17 protein-coding genes are annotated in these 14,269 nt (G+C 72.2%); 12 read left to right on the forward strand and 5 right to left on the reverse strand.

The features are described from left to right. Window positions 1-7 precede the first annotated feature (7 nt). Window positions 8-202, forward strand: coding sequence for a hypothetical protein (locus ACGF12_RS04670; protein ID WP_380608238.1), 195 nt, complete (start codon window positions 8-10; stop codon window positions 200-202). Between the two features lie 9 nt (window positions 203-211). On the opposite strand, the gene ACGF12_RS04675 is transcribed toward ACGF12_RS04670, so the two are convergent. Beyond that, window positions 212-781 (reverse strand): hypothetical protein, encoded by a 570-nt coding sequence (locus ACGF12_RS04675; protein ID WP_393025741.1) that lies wholly within the window; start codon window positions 779-781, stop codon window positions 212-214. A gap of 156 nt (window positions 782-937) precedes the next feature. Here ACGF12_RS04675 and tsaB point away from each other — a divergent pair, with 156 nt between their 5' ends. From tsaB to ACGF12_RS04700, 5 genes are all read left to right on the forward strand, one after another. Further along, window positions 938-1,594 carry a tRNA (adenosine(37)-N6)-threonylcarbamoyltransferase complex dimerization subunit type 1 TsaB gene (gene tsaB, locus ACGF12_RS04680; protein WP_393025428.1) on the forward strand — a complete coding sequence of 219 codons (657 nt, stop codon included), beginning with the start codon at window positions 938-940 and terminating at the stop codon, window positions 1,592-1,594. A 23-nt stretch (window positions 1,595-1,617) separates the two neighbouring features. Then, window positions 1,618-2,106 carry a ribosomal protein S18-alanine N-acetyltransferase gene (gene rimI, locus ACGF12_RS04685; protein ID WP_393025744.1) on the forward strand — a complete coding sequence of 163 codons (489 nt, stop codon included), beginning with the start codon at window positions 1,618-1,620 and terminating at the stop codon, window positions 2,104-2,106. Then, window positions 2,099-3,205, forward strand: coding sequence for a tRNA (adenosine(37)-N6)-threonylcarbamoyltransferase complex transferase subunit TsaD (tsaD, locus tag ACGF12_RS04690; protein ID WP_393025431.1), 1,107 nt, complete (start codon window positions 2,099-2,101; stop codon window positions 3,203-3,205). Before rimI ends, tsaD begins: the two co-directional genes overlap by 8 nt. Then, the gene (locus ACGF12_RS04695) at window positions 3,202-3,462 is read left to right on the forward strand and encodes a hypothetical protein (protein ID WP_393025434.1); all 261 of its coding nucleotides are present in this window, start codon (window positions 3,202-3,204) and stop codon (window positions 3,460-3,462) included. Before tsaD ends, ACGF12_RS04695 begins: the two co-directional genes overlap by 4 nt. 79 nt (window positions 3,463-3,541) lie before the next feature. Continuing rightward, on the forward strand, window positions 3,542-4,453 hold the full coding sequence (locus ACGF12_RS04700; RefSeq protein WP_393025436.1) for a polysaccharide deacetylase family protein: 912 nt from the start codon (window positions 3,542-3,544) through the stop codon (window positions 4,451-4,453). Window positions 4,454-4,461: 8 nt separating this feature from the next. Here the strand turns inward: ACGF12_RS04700 and ACGF12_RS04705 are convergent, their stop codons facing one another. The 3 genes from ACGF12_RS04705 to ACGF12_RS04715 are packed head-to-tail and all read right to left on the reverse strand — an operon-like array spanning window position 4,462 to window position 6,253. Next, a complete protein-coding gene (locus ACGF12_RS04705; protein WP_393025747.1) occupies window positions 4,462-5,658 on the reverse strand; it encodes an SAM-dependent methyltransferase in 1,197 nt (398 codons plus the stop codon). After that, window positions 5,655-5,915 carry a hypothetical protein gene (locus tag ACGF12_RS04710; protein ID WP_393025439.1) on the reverse strand — a complete coding sequence of 87 codons (261 nt, stop codon included), beginning with the start codon at window positions 5,913-5,915 and terminating at the stop codon, window positions 5,655-5,657. Before ACGF12_RS04710 ends, ACGF12_RS04705 begins: the two co-directional genes overlap by 4 nt. Before the next feature lie 23 nt (window positions 5,916-5,938). Continuing rightward, window positions 5,939-6,253, reverse strand: coding sequence for a hypothetical protein (locus ACGF12_RS04715; protein WP_393025442.1), 315 nt, complete (start codon window positions 6,251-6,253; stop codon window positions 5,939-5,941). 248 nt (window positions 6,254-6,501) lie between these two features. On the opposite strand from ACGF12_RS04715, the gene groES reads away from it, so the two are divergent. From groES to ACGF12_RS04730, 3 genes are all read left to right on the forward strand, one after another. Next, window positions 6,502-6,807 (forward strand): co-chaperone GroES, encoded by a 306-nt coding sequence (groES, locus tag ACGF12_RS04720; protein ID WP_014136232.1) that lies wholly within the window; start codon window positions 6,502-6,504, stop codon window positions 6,805-6,807. A gap of 116 nt (window positions 6,808-6,923) precedes the next feature. After that, the gene (groL, locus tag ACGF12_RS04725; RefSeq protein WP_393025445.1) at window positions 6,924-8,555 is read left to right on the forward strand and encodes a chaperonin GroEL; all 1,632 of its coding nucleotides are present in this window, start codon (window positions 6,924-6,926) and stop codon (window positions 8,553-8,555) included. 168 nt (window positions 8,556-8,723) lie between these two features. Then, a complete protein-coding gene (locus ACGF12_RS04730; protein ID WP_393025448.1) occupies window positions 8,724-9,722 on the forward strand; it encodes a LysR family transcriptional regulator in 999 nt (332 codons plus the stop codon). 141 nt (window positions 9,723-9,863) lie between these two features. On the opposite strand, the gene ACGF12_RS04735 is transcribed toward ACGF12_RS04730, so the two are convergent. Next, the gene (locus ACGF12_RS04735) at window positions 9,864-10,190 is read right to left on the reverse strand and encodes a WhiB family transcriptional regulator (RefSeq protein WP_189916090.1); all 327 of its coding nucleotides are present in this window, start codon (window positions 10,188-10,190) and stop codon (window positions 9,864-9,866) included. A gap of 564 nt (window positions 10,191-10,754) precedes the next feature. On the opposite strand from ACGF12_RS04735, the gene ACGF12_RS04740 reads away from it, so the two are divergent. From ACGF12_RS04740 to guaB, 3 genes are all read left to right on the forward strand, one after another. Beyond that, window positions 10,755-11,366 (forward strand): response regulator transcription factor, encoded by a 612-nt coding sequence (locus tag ACGF12_RS04740; RefSeq protein ID WP_014136228.1) that lies wholly within the window; start codon window positions 10,755-10,757, stop codon window positions 11,364-11,366. Between the two features lie 335 nt (window positions 11,367-11,701). After that, complete coding sequence (gene shbA, locus ACGF12_RS04745) at window positions 11,702-12,424, forward strand: RNA polymerase sigma factor ShbA (RefSeq protein ID WP_393025451.1); 723 nt, start codon at window positions 11,702-11,704, stop codon at window positions 12,422-12,424. A gap of 326 nt (window positions 12,425-12,750) precedes the next feature. Next, window positions 12,751-14,253 (forward strand): IMP dehydrogenase, encoded by a 1,503-nt coding sequence (guaB, locus tag ACGF12_RS04750; protein WP_393025454.1) that lies wholly within the window; start codon window positions 12,751-12,753, stop codon window positions 14,251-14,253. Window positions 14,254-14,269 lie beyond the last annotated feature (16 nt).

The raw sequence follows: 14,269 nt of genomic DNA on the forward strand, positions 1-14,269 counted from the left end.
AGGCGCCATGTCGAGCACCACCCCCGCCCCGGAGCGCGCCGCGCGCGACACCGGGGCCGGAGAGTCCGCCCGCCGCGCTCCGGGAGCGCCGATGCGGGCGCTGCTGGCCGCCTGCGCGGCCGCCGAGGCGGTGTCCACCCCGCCCGAACCGCGGCCGGAGCAGGCCGAGGAGCCCGAGGCGGAGACACCCCGGGCTGCCTAGGGGCCTGCCTCAGGCGACCACGATCACCTTGGTGCCGTTGGGCGCGAAGTCCCAGAGCAGCTGCCCGTCGGCGCGGCCGCTGCGGATGCCGCCGGTCTTGGTCTTCGGGTCGGCGGTCGGCGTCGAGCCGTCCATCGCCGAGCTGAAGCCGAACACCACGCCGTTCTGCTGCGCGAAGCGCACCACGTGCTCGATCTGCCGGCCGTCCGTCCCGGTGCCGACCGGGGTGCGGCTGTACACCGAGTAGCTGCCCGGGGTCGGCTCGACCGTGCCCGGGGAGACCTGGAAGGTGGCCGCGACCTGCGGGTTCTTCTTCGGGTCGATCAGCCAGACGTAGTGGCTGCTCACCGAGTAGACCACCCGCGTGCCGCTGCCCGAGCTGGTCGGCAGCGGCGGGACGGTCGGGGTGGCCGAGGCGCTCGGCGTCGCCGAGGCGACCGGGCCGGTGGACGTCGCGGCGGTGGTGGTGGGACGGGCTCCGCCCGCGCGGTCCTGCGCGCCGCTGGCCTGGAAGGCCAGCAGGCTCACCACCGCCAGGGCCCCCAGGGTCAACCCCGTGACCACCACTCCAGGACCCATCTTCGCCACGTGCCGCTCCCGCCGCCGTCCTCTGTACGTACCGCCCTAATCGTGCCAGGTCCCCTCGGCCGGTCGGCAGCGCCCAGCACGTGTGTTCCGGATGGGGACACCAGCTCGATCGGTCGGCCGGTCCGACGGCGGTCTAACCTTGACCCCGTGCTGCTGCTCGCGTTCGACACCGCTACCCCCGCCGTCACCGCCGCCGTCCACGACGGCACGGCCGTCCTCGCCGAGACCCACCAGGTCGACGCCCGACGGCACGGCGAACTGCTGCTGCCCGCGATCGACCAGGTCCTGCGGGCGGCCGAGGTGGACAAGCACCGGCTCACCGGCATCGCGGTCGGCGTCGGCCCAGGCCCGTACACCGGCCTGCGGGTCGGCCTGGTGACCGCCGCCGCGCTCGGCCACGCCCTCGGGCTGCCGGTGCACGGCGTCTGCACCCTGGACGCGATCGCCTTCCAGGCCCGCGCCGAGGGCCTGGCCGGGCAGCCGTTCACGGTGGCCACCGACGCGCGCCGCAAGGAGGTCTACTGGGCCTCCTACGACGCCGAGGGCCGCCGCACCGAGGGCCCCGGCGTGGACCGCCCGGCCGAGCTGACGCCCGAGGCCCGGTCGGTGGGCGCCGGCGCGCTGCTCTACCCCGACGCCTTCCCGGGCGCCCACGGCCCCGAGCACGTCTCGGCCGGCTCCCTGGCCGGCTTCGCCGCCGCCGAGCTGGCGGCCGGCCGCGAGCTGCTGCCGAACCTCCCGCTGTACCTGCGCCGCCCGGACGCCCAGGTCCCCGCCGCCTACAAGGCGGTGCTCCCGGCGTGAACCACGGCACCACCCTGCGCCCGATGCGCTGGTGGGACATCGAGCCGGTGATGGAGCTGGAGCTCAAGCTCTTCCCCGAGGACGCCTGGTCCCACGGGATGTACTGGTCCGAACTCGCCGAGGCCCACCCCGGCGGCACCCGCCACTACACCGTCGCCACCACCGGGGACGGCGCCATCGTCGGCTACGCCGGGTTGATGGTCGTCGCCGGCGAGGGCGACGTCCAGACCATCGCCGTCGACGAGCGCCACCAGGGCGCCGGCCTCGGCGCGGCGCTGCTCACCGACCTGATCGGCGAGGCCGCCCGGCGCGGCTGCGCCGAACTGCTGCTGGAGGTGCGGGTGGACAACCTGCGCGCCCAGCGGCTGTACGAGCGCTACGGCTTCGAACCGGTGGGCATCCGGCGCGGCTACTACCAGCCCGCCAACGTCGACGCGCTGGTGATGCGCCTCGACCACCCCAGCACTGACAGCACTGACCCGAAGGACATTGAGGACACCCGCCATGGCTGACGAACCGCTCGTCCTCGGCATCGAGACCTCCTGCGACGAGACCGGCGTCGGCATCGTGCGCGGCACCACGCTGCTGGCCGACGCGGTCGCCTCCAGCGTCAACGACCACGCCCGCTTCGGCGGCGTCGTCCCGGAGATCGCCAGCCGCGCCCACCTGGAGGCGATGGTCCCGACCATCCAGCGCGCATTGGACACCGCCGGGATCAAGGCGAGCGACCTGGACGGCATCGCCGTCACCGCTGGCCCCGGCCTGGCCGGCGCGCTGCTGGTCGGCGTCAGCGCCGCCAAGGCGTACGCCTGGGCGCTGGACAAGCCGCTGTACGGGGTCAACCACCTCGCCTCGCACATCTGCGTCGACCAGCTGGAGCACGGCCGGCTGCCCTCGCCGACGATGGCCCTGCTGGTCTCCGGCGGGCACTCCTCGCTGCTGCTCAGCGAGGACATCACCACGGACGTCCGCCCGCTCGGCGCGACCATCGACGACGCGGCCGGCGAGGCCTTCGACAAGGTCGCCCGGGTGCTCGGCCTGGGCTTCCCGGGCGGGCCGATCGTCGACCGGACGGCCCGCGAGGGCGACCGCAAGGCGATCAACTTCCCGCGCGGCCTGAGCGGCAGGAACGACCCCGAGTACGACTTCTCCTTCTCCGGCCTGAAGACCGCCGTCGCCCGCTGGGTGGAGGCCAAGCGCCGGGCGGGCGAGGAGGTGCCGATCGCCGACGTCGCGGCCTCCTTCCAGGAGGCGGTCACCGACGTGCTCACCCGCAAGGCCGTCAAGGCGTGCAAGGACAACGGCGTCGACCACCTGATGATCGGCGGCGGCGTCGCGGCCAACTCCCGGCTGCGCGAGATGGCCCAGCAGCGCTGCGAACGCGCCGGGATCCGGCTGCGGGTGCCGCGGCCGGGCCTGTGCACCGACAACGGCGCGATGGTGGCGGCGCTGGGCTCCGAGATGGTGTGGCGGGGCCGCACGCCCTCCGCCCTCGACCTGTCCGCCGACTCCTCGCTGCCGGTGACCGACGTCCACGTGCCCACGGCGGACATCGGGCACGGGGACGTCCACGGCCAGGCCTACGACGCCCTCGGTGGGGGTGCCGCGTGACCGTCGCCGCGATGTGGGAGGCCCGGGCGGCGGACGGCCGCGGGGTCGAACTCGCCGCCTGGGTGCGGGAGTTCGCGCTGCCTGCGATCCGCGGCGCGGCCGGGCTGGAGCGCCTCGAACTGCTTTCCGCTTCGGGCGAACGGGTGCTGCTGATCACCTGGTGGAGCGGCGAGCCGGCCCCGGTCGCCGACCCGCCGGCCGAGCTGCTCGGCCGCCCGGTGCACCGCTGGTCCTTCACCAGCGACCACGTCGAGTAGGCGGTGGTCGGGAACCGCCACCCCGGCCGTTACCGTGCATAGCTGAGAGAAAGCTGGACGGGACCGGGAGCGCGGTGCGGTGAACAGGGACGGGCGAAGCAGGACCAGGACGTACGCGGCGGGGGCGCTGGCCCTGCTGGCCTTCGCCACCGCGTGCGGCGACAACGGGGGCGGCGGCAGCGCCGCCCCGGCCGCGACGAAGAACGCCTCGGCCGCGCCCCAGCCGTCCGGCGGTGCCGCACCGGCGGCCGCGGCCACCACCTCCGGCGCGGCCCCGGCCGAGGGCGACGCCGCGGCCTGGGCGAAATGGAACCTCAAGCCGCTCGCCCCGGCCCCCGCACCGCCCACGGACAAGCCGATCAAGCTCGAACGCACCGGCACCGTACCCGTGTTCAGCGACGTGAAGACGAGCGACAAGGTCGTCTTCATCACCATCGACGACGGCGCCGAGAAGGACCCGAAGTTCGTCGAGATGCTGACCGACCTCAAGGTGCCGATCACGATGTTCCTGACCAAGGACATCGTCAAGAACGACTACGGCTACTTCAAGCCGCTCCAGGCGCTCGGCAACCACATCCAGAACCACACCGTCACCCACCCGGTGATGAGCAAGCTCCCGGCGGACAAGCAGAAGTCCGAGATCTGCGACGACCAGGCCACGCTCACCCAGCAGTACGGCACCGCCCCGCTGCTGTTCCGCCCGCCGTTCGGCGACGGCGCCAACACCCCGATGCTCAACACCTCGGTGCAGCAGTGCGGTCCGCGCGCGATCGTGCTCTGGCGCGAGTCGATGCAGATCCACGACATGCAGTACCAGGCCGCCGACAAGAAGCTGAAGCCCGGCGACATCATCCTGGCGCACTTCCGCGGCCCCAAGGAGCTCAAGGGCGCCACGATGACCCAGATGTTCGGCGAGCTGCTGGCCCGGATCCAGGAGCAGGGCTTCTCGGTGGCCCGGCTGGACGACTACATCCAGCCGCCCGCTTCCTAGGACGCCCCTCAGGGCGCCTGGACGGGCCGGCCCAGCATCATCAGCGGGCCGTGGTCGGTGCGGCTGAGGATCACCGTGACGGTGTTCGGCCCGGAGGGCTTGAGCTGACGGCGCAACTCCTCCGGGGTGATCGCCATCCCGCGCTTCTTGATCACCACCGTGCCGACCTGACGCTCGCGCAGCAGCGCCTTCAGCTTCTTGATGTGGAACGGCAGCACGTCGGTGAGCTCGAAGGCGTGTGCGTACGGGGTGGCGACCAGCTCGTCCGAGGTCAGGTAGGCGATCTTCGGGTCGATCAGCCGGCCGCGGACCTGCTCGGCCACCTCGGCCACCAGGTGTGCCCGGATCACCGCGCCGTCCGGCTCGTACAGGTACCGCCCGACCGGTCCGGCCGGCGGGTCGGGCAGGTCACCGCCGGTCAGGCTGGCGCCCTGCGGCAGCAGGGTGGCGCGGTGCGGGCGGGCGGACTCGGTGCCGAACCAGAGCACCGCCTCCTTGACGTCCCCGTGGTCGGAGACCCACTCCGCCTCGGCGTCCGCCGGGACGGCCTCGTGCGGGATGCCCGGCGCCACCTTCAGCGCGCCGATCGGGGTCCGCCGTCCGGCCTCGATCGCCCAGGACAGCGGCGGGGCGTACGCCTCGGGGTCGAACACCCGGCCGCGCGAGGTGCGGCGGGCCGGGTCGGTGAACACCGCGTCGTAGCCGGTGACGTCCACCTCGGCGACGTCCGCGCAGCGCACCTCGACCAGCTCGGACAGCCCCAGCGCGGCGGCGTTGGCCGCGGTCGCGGCGCAGGCCGCCGGGTCCTTGTCGACGGCCAGCACCTCGATCCCGGCCCGGGCCAGCGCCAGCACGTCCCCGCCGATGCCGCAGCACAGGTCGGCGAGCCGCCGCACCCCCAGCCCGGCGAACCGGCGCGCCCGCCACTCGGCCACACTGCGTCGGGTGGACTGCTCGACCCCGTTGGGCGTGAAGTACATCAGGTCCGCGTCCGCCCCGAACTTCGCCCGCGCCCGCTGCCGCAACCGCGCCTGCCCGAACGCCGCCGACACCAGCTCCGCCGGATGTTCCCGCCGCAGCCGGGTGGCGAGCGCCAACTCCTCCTCGGGCGTGAACTCGCGCAACTCGGCGAGCAGGGCCTGACCCTCGGGGGTCAGCAGGGGCTGGAGGTTCTCGGTGTCCACGGGGCCATTCTCGCCGGTCAGTCGAGCAGCCACAGTGCCAGATCGAGGGTGAGTGGCGTGGCCAGGAGGACGACCGGCGTGATCCGGTACCCGCGCCGCCGGGCGCGCCGGGCCACCCACCCGGCCACCAGGAGCGGGATCGAGAACCAGACGGCCTCGACGATGCTGCCGGTGGTCGCCGAGTGCGGGGCGCTGTCCCACATGAGGACGATGACCACCGCGGTCCCGACCGCCATCCCGACCGGCACCGCCACCGCCGCGAGCAGCGCGGAGGCCACGTCTCGCCCCCGGGTCGGCCCGGTCACCGGAGGGCGCCCGAGCAGAACAGCACCGGCAGGACGAGCGGTGCCAGCCCGGCGATGACCGGGAGGAACCGGTACCCCTTCCGCCAGGTGCGGAAGGCCACCGTGCCGGGGACCCCGAGGACGAGCGCGGTGTCGACGAGCAGAGCGACGGTCAGGACCAGCTCCTGGGCGTGTCCTGGCACGTTCAGGACGAGTGCGATCGTGAGCGAGACGGCGACGAGCGGAAGAACCGCCAGCAGGGGCAGGAGCAGCAGGGCCGGAACCAGATCGTCCGACAGCGCCGGGCCGATGCGCTTGGGCTTCTGAGGCATGGCCCGAGTGTCGGTCGCGGGGGCGGCGTCGCACATGAGTACGGCTACTCATCCGTAGTACGGGACTTCAGGGCGCGCCGTTGGCACTCTGGTTGACTGAGTGCTAACACCGGCCTATGGTCGTCCTTAGCACTCCCCACCGGGGGAGTGCTAACGCGAAGACGCGTGTCTGACCCCCGCGACGGCAGACTCGCAGGTTCGCCCCTACCCGTTAGAAAACCCCGTAATCTCCGAAGGGGAGCTCGGACGTGACCACCAGCAGCAAGGTTGCCATCAAGCCGCTTGAGGACCGCATCGTGGTCCAGCCGCTCGACGCCGAGACCACCACGGCCTCCGGCCTGGTTATCCCGGACACCGCCAAGGAGAAGCCCCAGGAGGGCGTCGTCCTGGCCGTCGGCCCGGGCCGCTTTGAGGACGGCCAGCGTCTGCCGCTCGACGTCGCCGTCGGTGACATCGTCCTGTACTCGAAGTACGGCGGCACCGAGGTGAAGTACCAGGGCGAGGAGTACCTGGTGCTCTCCGCCCGCGACGTTCTCGCGATCATCGAGAAGTAAGACGTCCCGACCCGCCCCGGATCCGTGTCCCAAGTGACAGGGGCCCGGGGCGTGGTTGTTGGTTCACGTAGTTCGGCGGCCGCTGGGCCGGCCGCAGCCCCGAGGGAATAGGGAACATGGCGAAGATCCTGCAGTTCGACGAGGACGCCCGCCGCTCGCTGGAGCGCGGTGTCAACAAGCTGGCCGACACCGTCAAGGTGACCATCGGCCCCAAGGGCCGCAACGTCGTCATCGACAAGAAGTTCGGCGCCCCGACCATCACCAACGACGGTGTCACCATCGCCCGTGAGGTCGAGCTGGACGACCCGTACGAGAACCTTGGCGCGCAGCTCGTCAAGGAGGTCGCCACCAAGACCAACGACGTCGCGGGCGACGGCACCACCACCGCCACCGTGCTGGCCCAGGCCCTGGTCAACGAGGGTCTGCGCAACGTCGCCGCCGGTGCCGGCCCGGCCGCCCTGAAGAAGGGCATCGACAAGGCCGTCGCCGCCGTCTCCGAGCACCTGCTGTCGGTGGCCCGCGAGATCGAGGGCAAGGACGACGTCGCCGCCGTCGCGTCCCTCTCCGCCCAGGACACCCAGGTCGGCGAGCTGATCGCCGAGGCGATCGACAAGGTCGGCAAGGACGGTGTCATCACCGTCGAGGAGTCGAACACCTTCGGCGTGGAGCTGGACTTCACCGAGGGCATGCAGTTCGACAAGGGCTACCTGTCGCCGTACTTCGTCACCGACGCGGAGCGGCAGGAGGCGGTCCTGGAGGACCCGTACATCCTGATCAACCAGGGCAAGATCTCCTCCATCCAGGAGCTGCTGCCGCTGCTGGAGAAGATCCTGCAGGGCGGTGCCTCCAGGCCGCTGCTGATCATCGCCGAGGACGTCGACGGCGAGGCGCTGTCGACCCTGGTCGTGAACAAGATCCGTGGCACCTTCAACGCCGTCGCCGTGAAGGCCCCGGGCTTCGGCGACCGCCGCAAGGCGATCCTCGGCGACCTGGCCGTCCTGACCGGCGGCCAGGTCATCTCCGAGGAGGTCGGCCTCAAGCTCGACCAGGTCGGCCTGGACGTGCTGGGCACCGCCCGTCGCGTGACCATCACCAAGGACGAGACCACGGTCGTCGACGGTGCCGGTGACGCCGAGGCCGTGGCCGGCCGCGTCGCCCAGATCAAGGGCGAGATCGCCGCGACCGACTCCGACTGGGACCGCGAGAAGCTGCAGGAGCGCCTGGCCAAGCTGGCCGGCGGCGTCTGCGTCATCAAGGTCGGCGCCGCCACCGAGGTGGAGCTGAAGGAGCGCAAGCACCGCCTGGAGGACGCCATCTCGGCGACCCGCGCCGCGGTCGAGGAGGGCATCGTCGCCGGTGGTGGCGCCTCCCTGGTTCACGCCGCCAAGGTGCTGAACGACGGCCTGGGCCTGTCGGGCGACGAGGCCACCGGTGTCGCCGTGGTCCGCAAGGCGCTGCACGAGCCGCTGCGCTGGATCGCCCAGAACGCCGGCCTGGAGGGCTACGTCATCACCCACAAGGTCGCCGAGCTGGAGACCGGTCACGGCTACAACGCGGCCACCGGCGAGTACGGCGACCTGCTGAAGGCCGGCGTCATCGACCCGGTCAAGGTCACCCGTTCCGCCCTGGAGAACGCCGCCTCGATCGCCTCCCTGCTCCTCACCACCGAGACCCTCGTGGTGGAGAAGAAGGAGGAGGAGGCCGACAACGGTCACGGCCACTCGCACGGCCACGGCCACTCGCACTGAGGCTCCGACGCCTGACCGGAGGCCCGGTCCGCTCCCTCGGGGAGGCGGGCCGGGCCTCCGGCTGTTACTCGCCCGCTCGGCTGTGAGTCGCTGGCTCGGGATGGGTGCTCCAGGCTTCAACTATCAGTAGAATTTTGCAGAATGCAAAGATTGCCTTATAACTGAGGCATGATCGAGGCCCGCCATCTGCGCGTTCTGCGTGCCGTCGCCCGCACCGGCTCCTTCTCCGCCGCCGCCCGTGAGCTGGGGTGTACGCAGCCTGCCATCAGCCAGCAGATGAAGGCCCTGGAGAAGTCGGTCGACACCCCTCTGGTGGTCCGCTCGGGCCGCGGGATGCAGCTCAGCGAGGCCGGGCGGGTCCTGCTCAAGCATGCCACCGGAATCCTGGCCGGGCTCTCCGCCGCCGAGGAGGAGGTGGCGGCGATCGCCGGGCTGCGGGCCGGGCGGGTGCGGCTGGTCTCCTTCCCGACCGCGAGTTCCACCCTGGTGCCGCCCGCGGTCGCCCGGCTGCGGGACAGCCATCCGGGGGTGCGCGTGTCGCTGGTCGAGGCGGAACCGCCGGAGTCGCTGGCGATGCTGCGCGGCGGCGAGTGCGAGATCGCCTTGGCCTTCCGCTACCCGCAGTCCGACGGCGCCGCCGCACTGCCGTCCGCCGCGCACGGCACCCCGCGCGAGGCGCGGGCCGAGGCCAACCTGGAGGCGCAGCAGCTGTCGGCCGGTACCGACTGGTCCGACCTGGTGGTCACCCCGCTGCTGGACGACCCGCTGGTGGGCCTGCTGCCTGCCGCCCACCCGCTGGCCGGGCGGGGCGGGCCGGTGGGGCTGGCCGAGCTGGCGGGGGAGCAGTGGATCGCCGGCTGCCCGCAGTGTCGGGGGCACCTGGTGGAGCTGTGCACCGGCGCGGGCTTCGAGCCCCGGATCGACTTCGCGACCGACGACTACCCGGCGGTGGTCGGCCTGGTGGCGGCCGGTCTGGGAGTGGCGGTGCTGCCCCGGCTGGCGTTGCAGTCGGTGCGTCCTGACGGCGTGTCGACGGTGCCGGTGCGGACGGCCACCGGGGCGCCGGCGGTGCGCCAGGTGGTGGCGCTGACCCTGCCGGACCTGGCCGAGGTGCCGGCCGTCGCGCTGATGCTGGAGCGGCTGGCGGGTGCGGCCGCCGATCGCTGACGGTCCGATCGCTGACGGTCGGTGACCGGGGTACTGCTGAGCGGGTGCCGACGGCCGGGGTGCCGCTGAGCGGGTACCGACTGTGAGCAGCCCAAGTCGCCGCGAAGAAACGTTTCTTCACGGCGCACCATGGAGGCGGGTCTAGTGCCGCGCGATCGCCGGCGGGGTCAGCGGGACCTCCACCAGGCGGTGCCGCGAGCGGCCCAGCATCTCCTCGCGTTCGTCCTCCGTCATCCCGCCCCAGACGCCGTACGGTTCACGGACCGCCAGGGCGTGCGCGGCGCACTCGGCGATCACCGGACAGCGCATGCAGACCTCCTTGGCGCTGGCCTCGCGCGAACTGCGCGCCGCCCCGCGCTCGCCCTCGGGGTGGAAGAAGAGCGAGCTGTCCACGCCGCGGCAGGCTGCCGAGAGCTGCCAGTCCCAGAGGTCCGCGTTGGGCCCGGGGAGGCGGGAGAAATCTGCCATGGCTCATTCCCTTCGGATGCGATCGGCCGTCGGTCGGGCGTGCTCGGCGGGCTGCGGCCGAGCGGTGCCCGGCGGGGCGACCCGCGTTGGTATGGACACCTGGAAATATGACTTAAGGCAACTCCATGGACAAGTCACCCACACACGGGCACAACAGTCAATGACCATGAGAAAGCTATAAAAGCGGGCAAAGTGGGCAATAGGTTTCGACGGGCGTAGGTGCGGCAATCGGGTGGCCGACGGGCGCATGACACGCCGCACCGGTGTGCGGGTCGTACGCCGACCGCGCGCGAGCTGCGCAAAAGTGCGGCGTGTGCACCGCGATGCGGCTGATCGGTAACGGGTTGGCCACGTACAGTGGTGGAGGTGGCCCGAAGGCCGTAACTCATTCGAGTGACGGTCGTTGGAAGTGCGGAGGCGGTTAGCGGGCGCCGGACGTCGGGAACGATCGCGGGCAAGTCGGGGCGATCAGGACGAAGTCCGTCGCCGATCGGCCGTGTCGGAGAGGTTCGTACCAGCCAGGAGGCTCAACGTGACGCGGATCAGCTGCGGAGGACGACGATCATGACTTCCGTTCTCGTTTGCGACGATTCCCCGCTCGCCCGCGAGGCGCTTCGCCGCGCCGTCGCGACCGTACCCGGCGTGGACCGGGTCACCACCGCGACGAACGGGGAGGAGGTCCTCCGCCGCTGGGTGGCCGACCGCTCCGATCTCGTCCTGATGGACGTCCGGATGCCCGGCCTGGGCGGGGTCGAGACGGTCCGGCGGCTGCTGTCCGCCGACCCGGGCGCCCGGATCATCATGCTCACCGTCGCGGAGGACCTCGACGGTGTCGCCCTCGCGGTGGCCGCGGGTGCCCGCGGGTACCTGCACAAGGACGCTTCTCGCGCCGAACTGCGGGCCACCGTCACCCAGGCCCTCGCCGACCCGACCTGGCGGCTCGCCCCGCGTCGGCTGCGCAGCCCCGACATGGGGGCGGCGCCGACCTTGACGGCGCGTGAGATCCAGGTGCTGGAGGGCATGAGCCACGGCCGCAGCAACGCCGAGATCGGCCGTGAGCTGTTCCTGTCCGAGGACACCGTGAAGACCCACGCCCGACGGCTGTTCAAGAAGCTCGGGGCCTCCGACCGCGCGCACGCGGTGGCGCTGGGTTTCCGCTGGGGCCTGGTCCGCTGACCACCGTCGGCGCCGCCGGCCCAGGCGCGCCGCCGTCGATTCCCGGAGCGGGTGTCGCACGGGCGTGTGACGTTACGGTCCCGAGGTTGCACCATGGAGGAGTGGAGCACCTCGGGGACCAGCGGACAGGCACTGCGGCGAACCACGCAGCCGCAGGACACTCGGCGGACGGCGCGACGGACGGGACCACCCACGGTGGCGGGGCGGGAGGCGGCACGGTGCAGGAGGGGCCGGTGATGCGCGGCACGCCGCGCGGTGCCGCAGCGCATAACGTTCCGGTGCACAACTCCGGACGCGGTGCCGCGTTTTCCCGATCGACCAGGCACCATGGACCGATGCGCGACGACGTCGCCGGTGCGGCCGGCCAGGCGGACCCGGGTGAGGCCCAGCCCTCCGGCCCGGGGCACGATCCGTCGTACGCCGACTCCGGCGGCCCCGGCCCCGGTACCGGGGCCGGACCGGGCCGCCCGCCGGTGCTCGGTACGGGCGGCTCGCCCCTGGTGGGCGAACTGGTCGCGGCAGCCGTCCGCGGCGAGGGCCCGGCCATCGACGCCCTGCTCGCCTACGTCCACCCGCTCGCGCTGCGTTACTGCCGCGCCAAGCTGGTCCGGCTGCCCGGCGGGGCCCGGCACCACGTGGACGACGTGGCCCAGGAGGTCTGCGTCGCGGTGCTGTGCGCGCTGCCCAGGTACAAGGACCAGGGGCGGCCGTTCGAGGCCTTCGTCTACGGGATCGCCGCGCACAAGATCGCCGATCTGCAGCGGGCCGCGATGCGCGGGCCCGGTTCGACGGTCGTGCCGCAGGACGACCTGCCGGAGGTGCCGGACGAGGCGCTCGGCCCGGAGGAGCAGGCGCTGCTCAGCAGCGACGCGGCCTGGGCCAAGGAACTGCTCTCCAACCTGCCGGCCCGTCAGCGCGAGCTGGTGCTGCTGCGGGTGGCCGCCGGGCTGTCGGCGGAGGAGACCGGCGAGGTGCTCGGGATGTCGCCGGGTGCCGTCCGGGTGGCCCAGCACCGGGCGCTCAGCCGGCTGCGGGCGCTCGCCGAGGAATCGTCCTAGGGCGCGTCCGGCGATTCGCGTCGGACACCCGGCGGGAGTCGCCGGGCGCGCCCCAGGTCAGTCGTCGGGCACGCCCCACGTCGACCGGGCGGAATGACTCACGGTGCGGGGTTGTTGTCAAGGGCACACGAGGCACATTCGCGGTGCCAGTACCATGGGGTATCGGCGCCTGGGCAGGTTGCCAAAGTTTCGCGGGTGCGCACGGGGTTCCCTTGGAGGTTCCTCCGAACCCACCCGGCTTTCGGCGGTCTGCGCGAGTGAGCGATGAACGCGCCCCTCCCTCAGGGCGTGAGCGGATAAGGCCGGCCACGGAAGGTACCCCCCAAATGTCTTACAACGCCGCAGGCGTACCCGAGAAGTTCGCCATGCTCGGGCTCACGTTCGATGACGTCCTGCTGCTGCCCGGGGCCTCCGAGGTGCTGCCGAACCAGGTGGACACCTCCTCGCGGGTCTCCCGGAACGTCCGCGTCAACATCCCGCTGCTGTCCGCGGCGATGGACAAGGTCACCGAGTCGCGGATGGCCATCGCGATGGCCCGCCAGGGCGGCGTCGGCGTGCTGCACCGCAACCTGTCGGTCGAGGACCAGGCCAACCAGGTCGACCTGGTGAAGCGCTCCGAGTCCGGCATGGTCACCGACCCGATCACGGTCGGCCCGGACACCACGCTGGCCGAGGCCGACGCGCTGTGCGCCAAGTTCCGCATCTCCGGCGTGCCGATCGCCGACGAGTCCGGCAGGCTGCTGGGCATCGTCACCAACCGTGACATGGCCTTCGAGTCGGACCGCAGCCGCCAGGTCCGCGAGATCATGACCCCGATGCCGCTGATCACCGGCAAGGTCGGCATCTCCGGCGTGGACGCGATGGCGCTGCTGCGCCGCCACAAGATCGAGAAGCTTCCGCTGGTCGACGACGAGGGCCGGATCAAGGGCCTGATCACCGTCAAGGACTTCGTCAAGGCCGAGCAGTACCCGAACGCCGCCAAGGACGCCGAGGGCCGTCTGCTGGTCGGTGCCGCGGTCGGTGCCAGCGCCGAGGCCTTCGACCGGGCCCAGGCCCTGGTCGAGGCGGGCGTGGACTTCCTGGTCGTCGACACCTCGCACGGCCACAGCCACAACGCGCTGGCCTGGATCGCGAAGATCAAGTCGGCCGTCAAGGTCGACGTGGTCGGCGGCAACGTCGCCACCCGGGACGGCGCCCAGGCGCTGATCGACGCCGGCGTGGACGGCGTCAAGGTCGGCGTCGGCCCCGGCTCCATCTGCACCACCCGTGTGGTCGCCGGCATCGGCGTCCCGCAGATCACCGCCATCTACGAGGCCGCCCAGGCCTGCCAGGCGGCCGGCGTGCCGGTCATCGGCGACGGCGGCCTGCAGTACTCCGGCGACATCGGCAAGGCGCTGGCCGCCGGTGCCGACACCGTGATGCTGGGCTCGCTGCTGGCCGGCTGCGAGGAGTCCCCGGGCGAGCTGCTGTTCATCAACGGCAAGCAGTTCAAGTCCTACCGCGGCATGGGCTCGCTGGGCGCCATGCAGTCCCGCGGTCAGGGCCGCTCCTACTCCAAGGACCGCTACTTCCAGGCCGAGGTGGCCTCGGACGACAAGCTCGTCCCCGAGGGCATCGAGGGCCAGGTGCAGTACCGCGGCCCGCTGTCGGCCGTGCTGCACCAGCTGGTCGGCGGCCTGCGCCAGACCATGGGCTACGTCGGTGCCGCCACCATCGCCGAGATGGAGAGCAAGGGCCGCTTCGTCCGGATCACCTCGGCGGGCCTCAAGGAGAGCCACCCGCACGACATCCAGATGACCGTCGAGGCGCCGAACTACTCGTCCCGCTGAACGGCCTGGACGGCCT

This window comes from Kitasatospora sp. NPDC048296 (assembly GCF_043201815.1).
In the GTDB taxonomy this organism is placed as follows: Bacteria; Actinomycetota; Actinomycetes; order Streptomycetales; family Streptomycetaceae; genus Kitasatospora.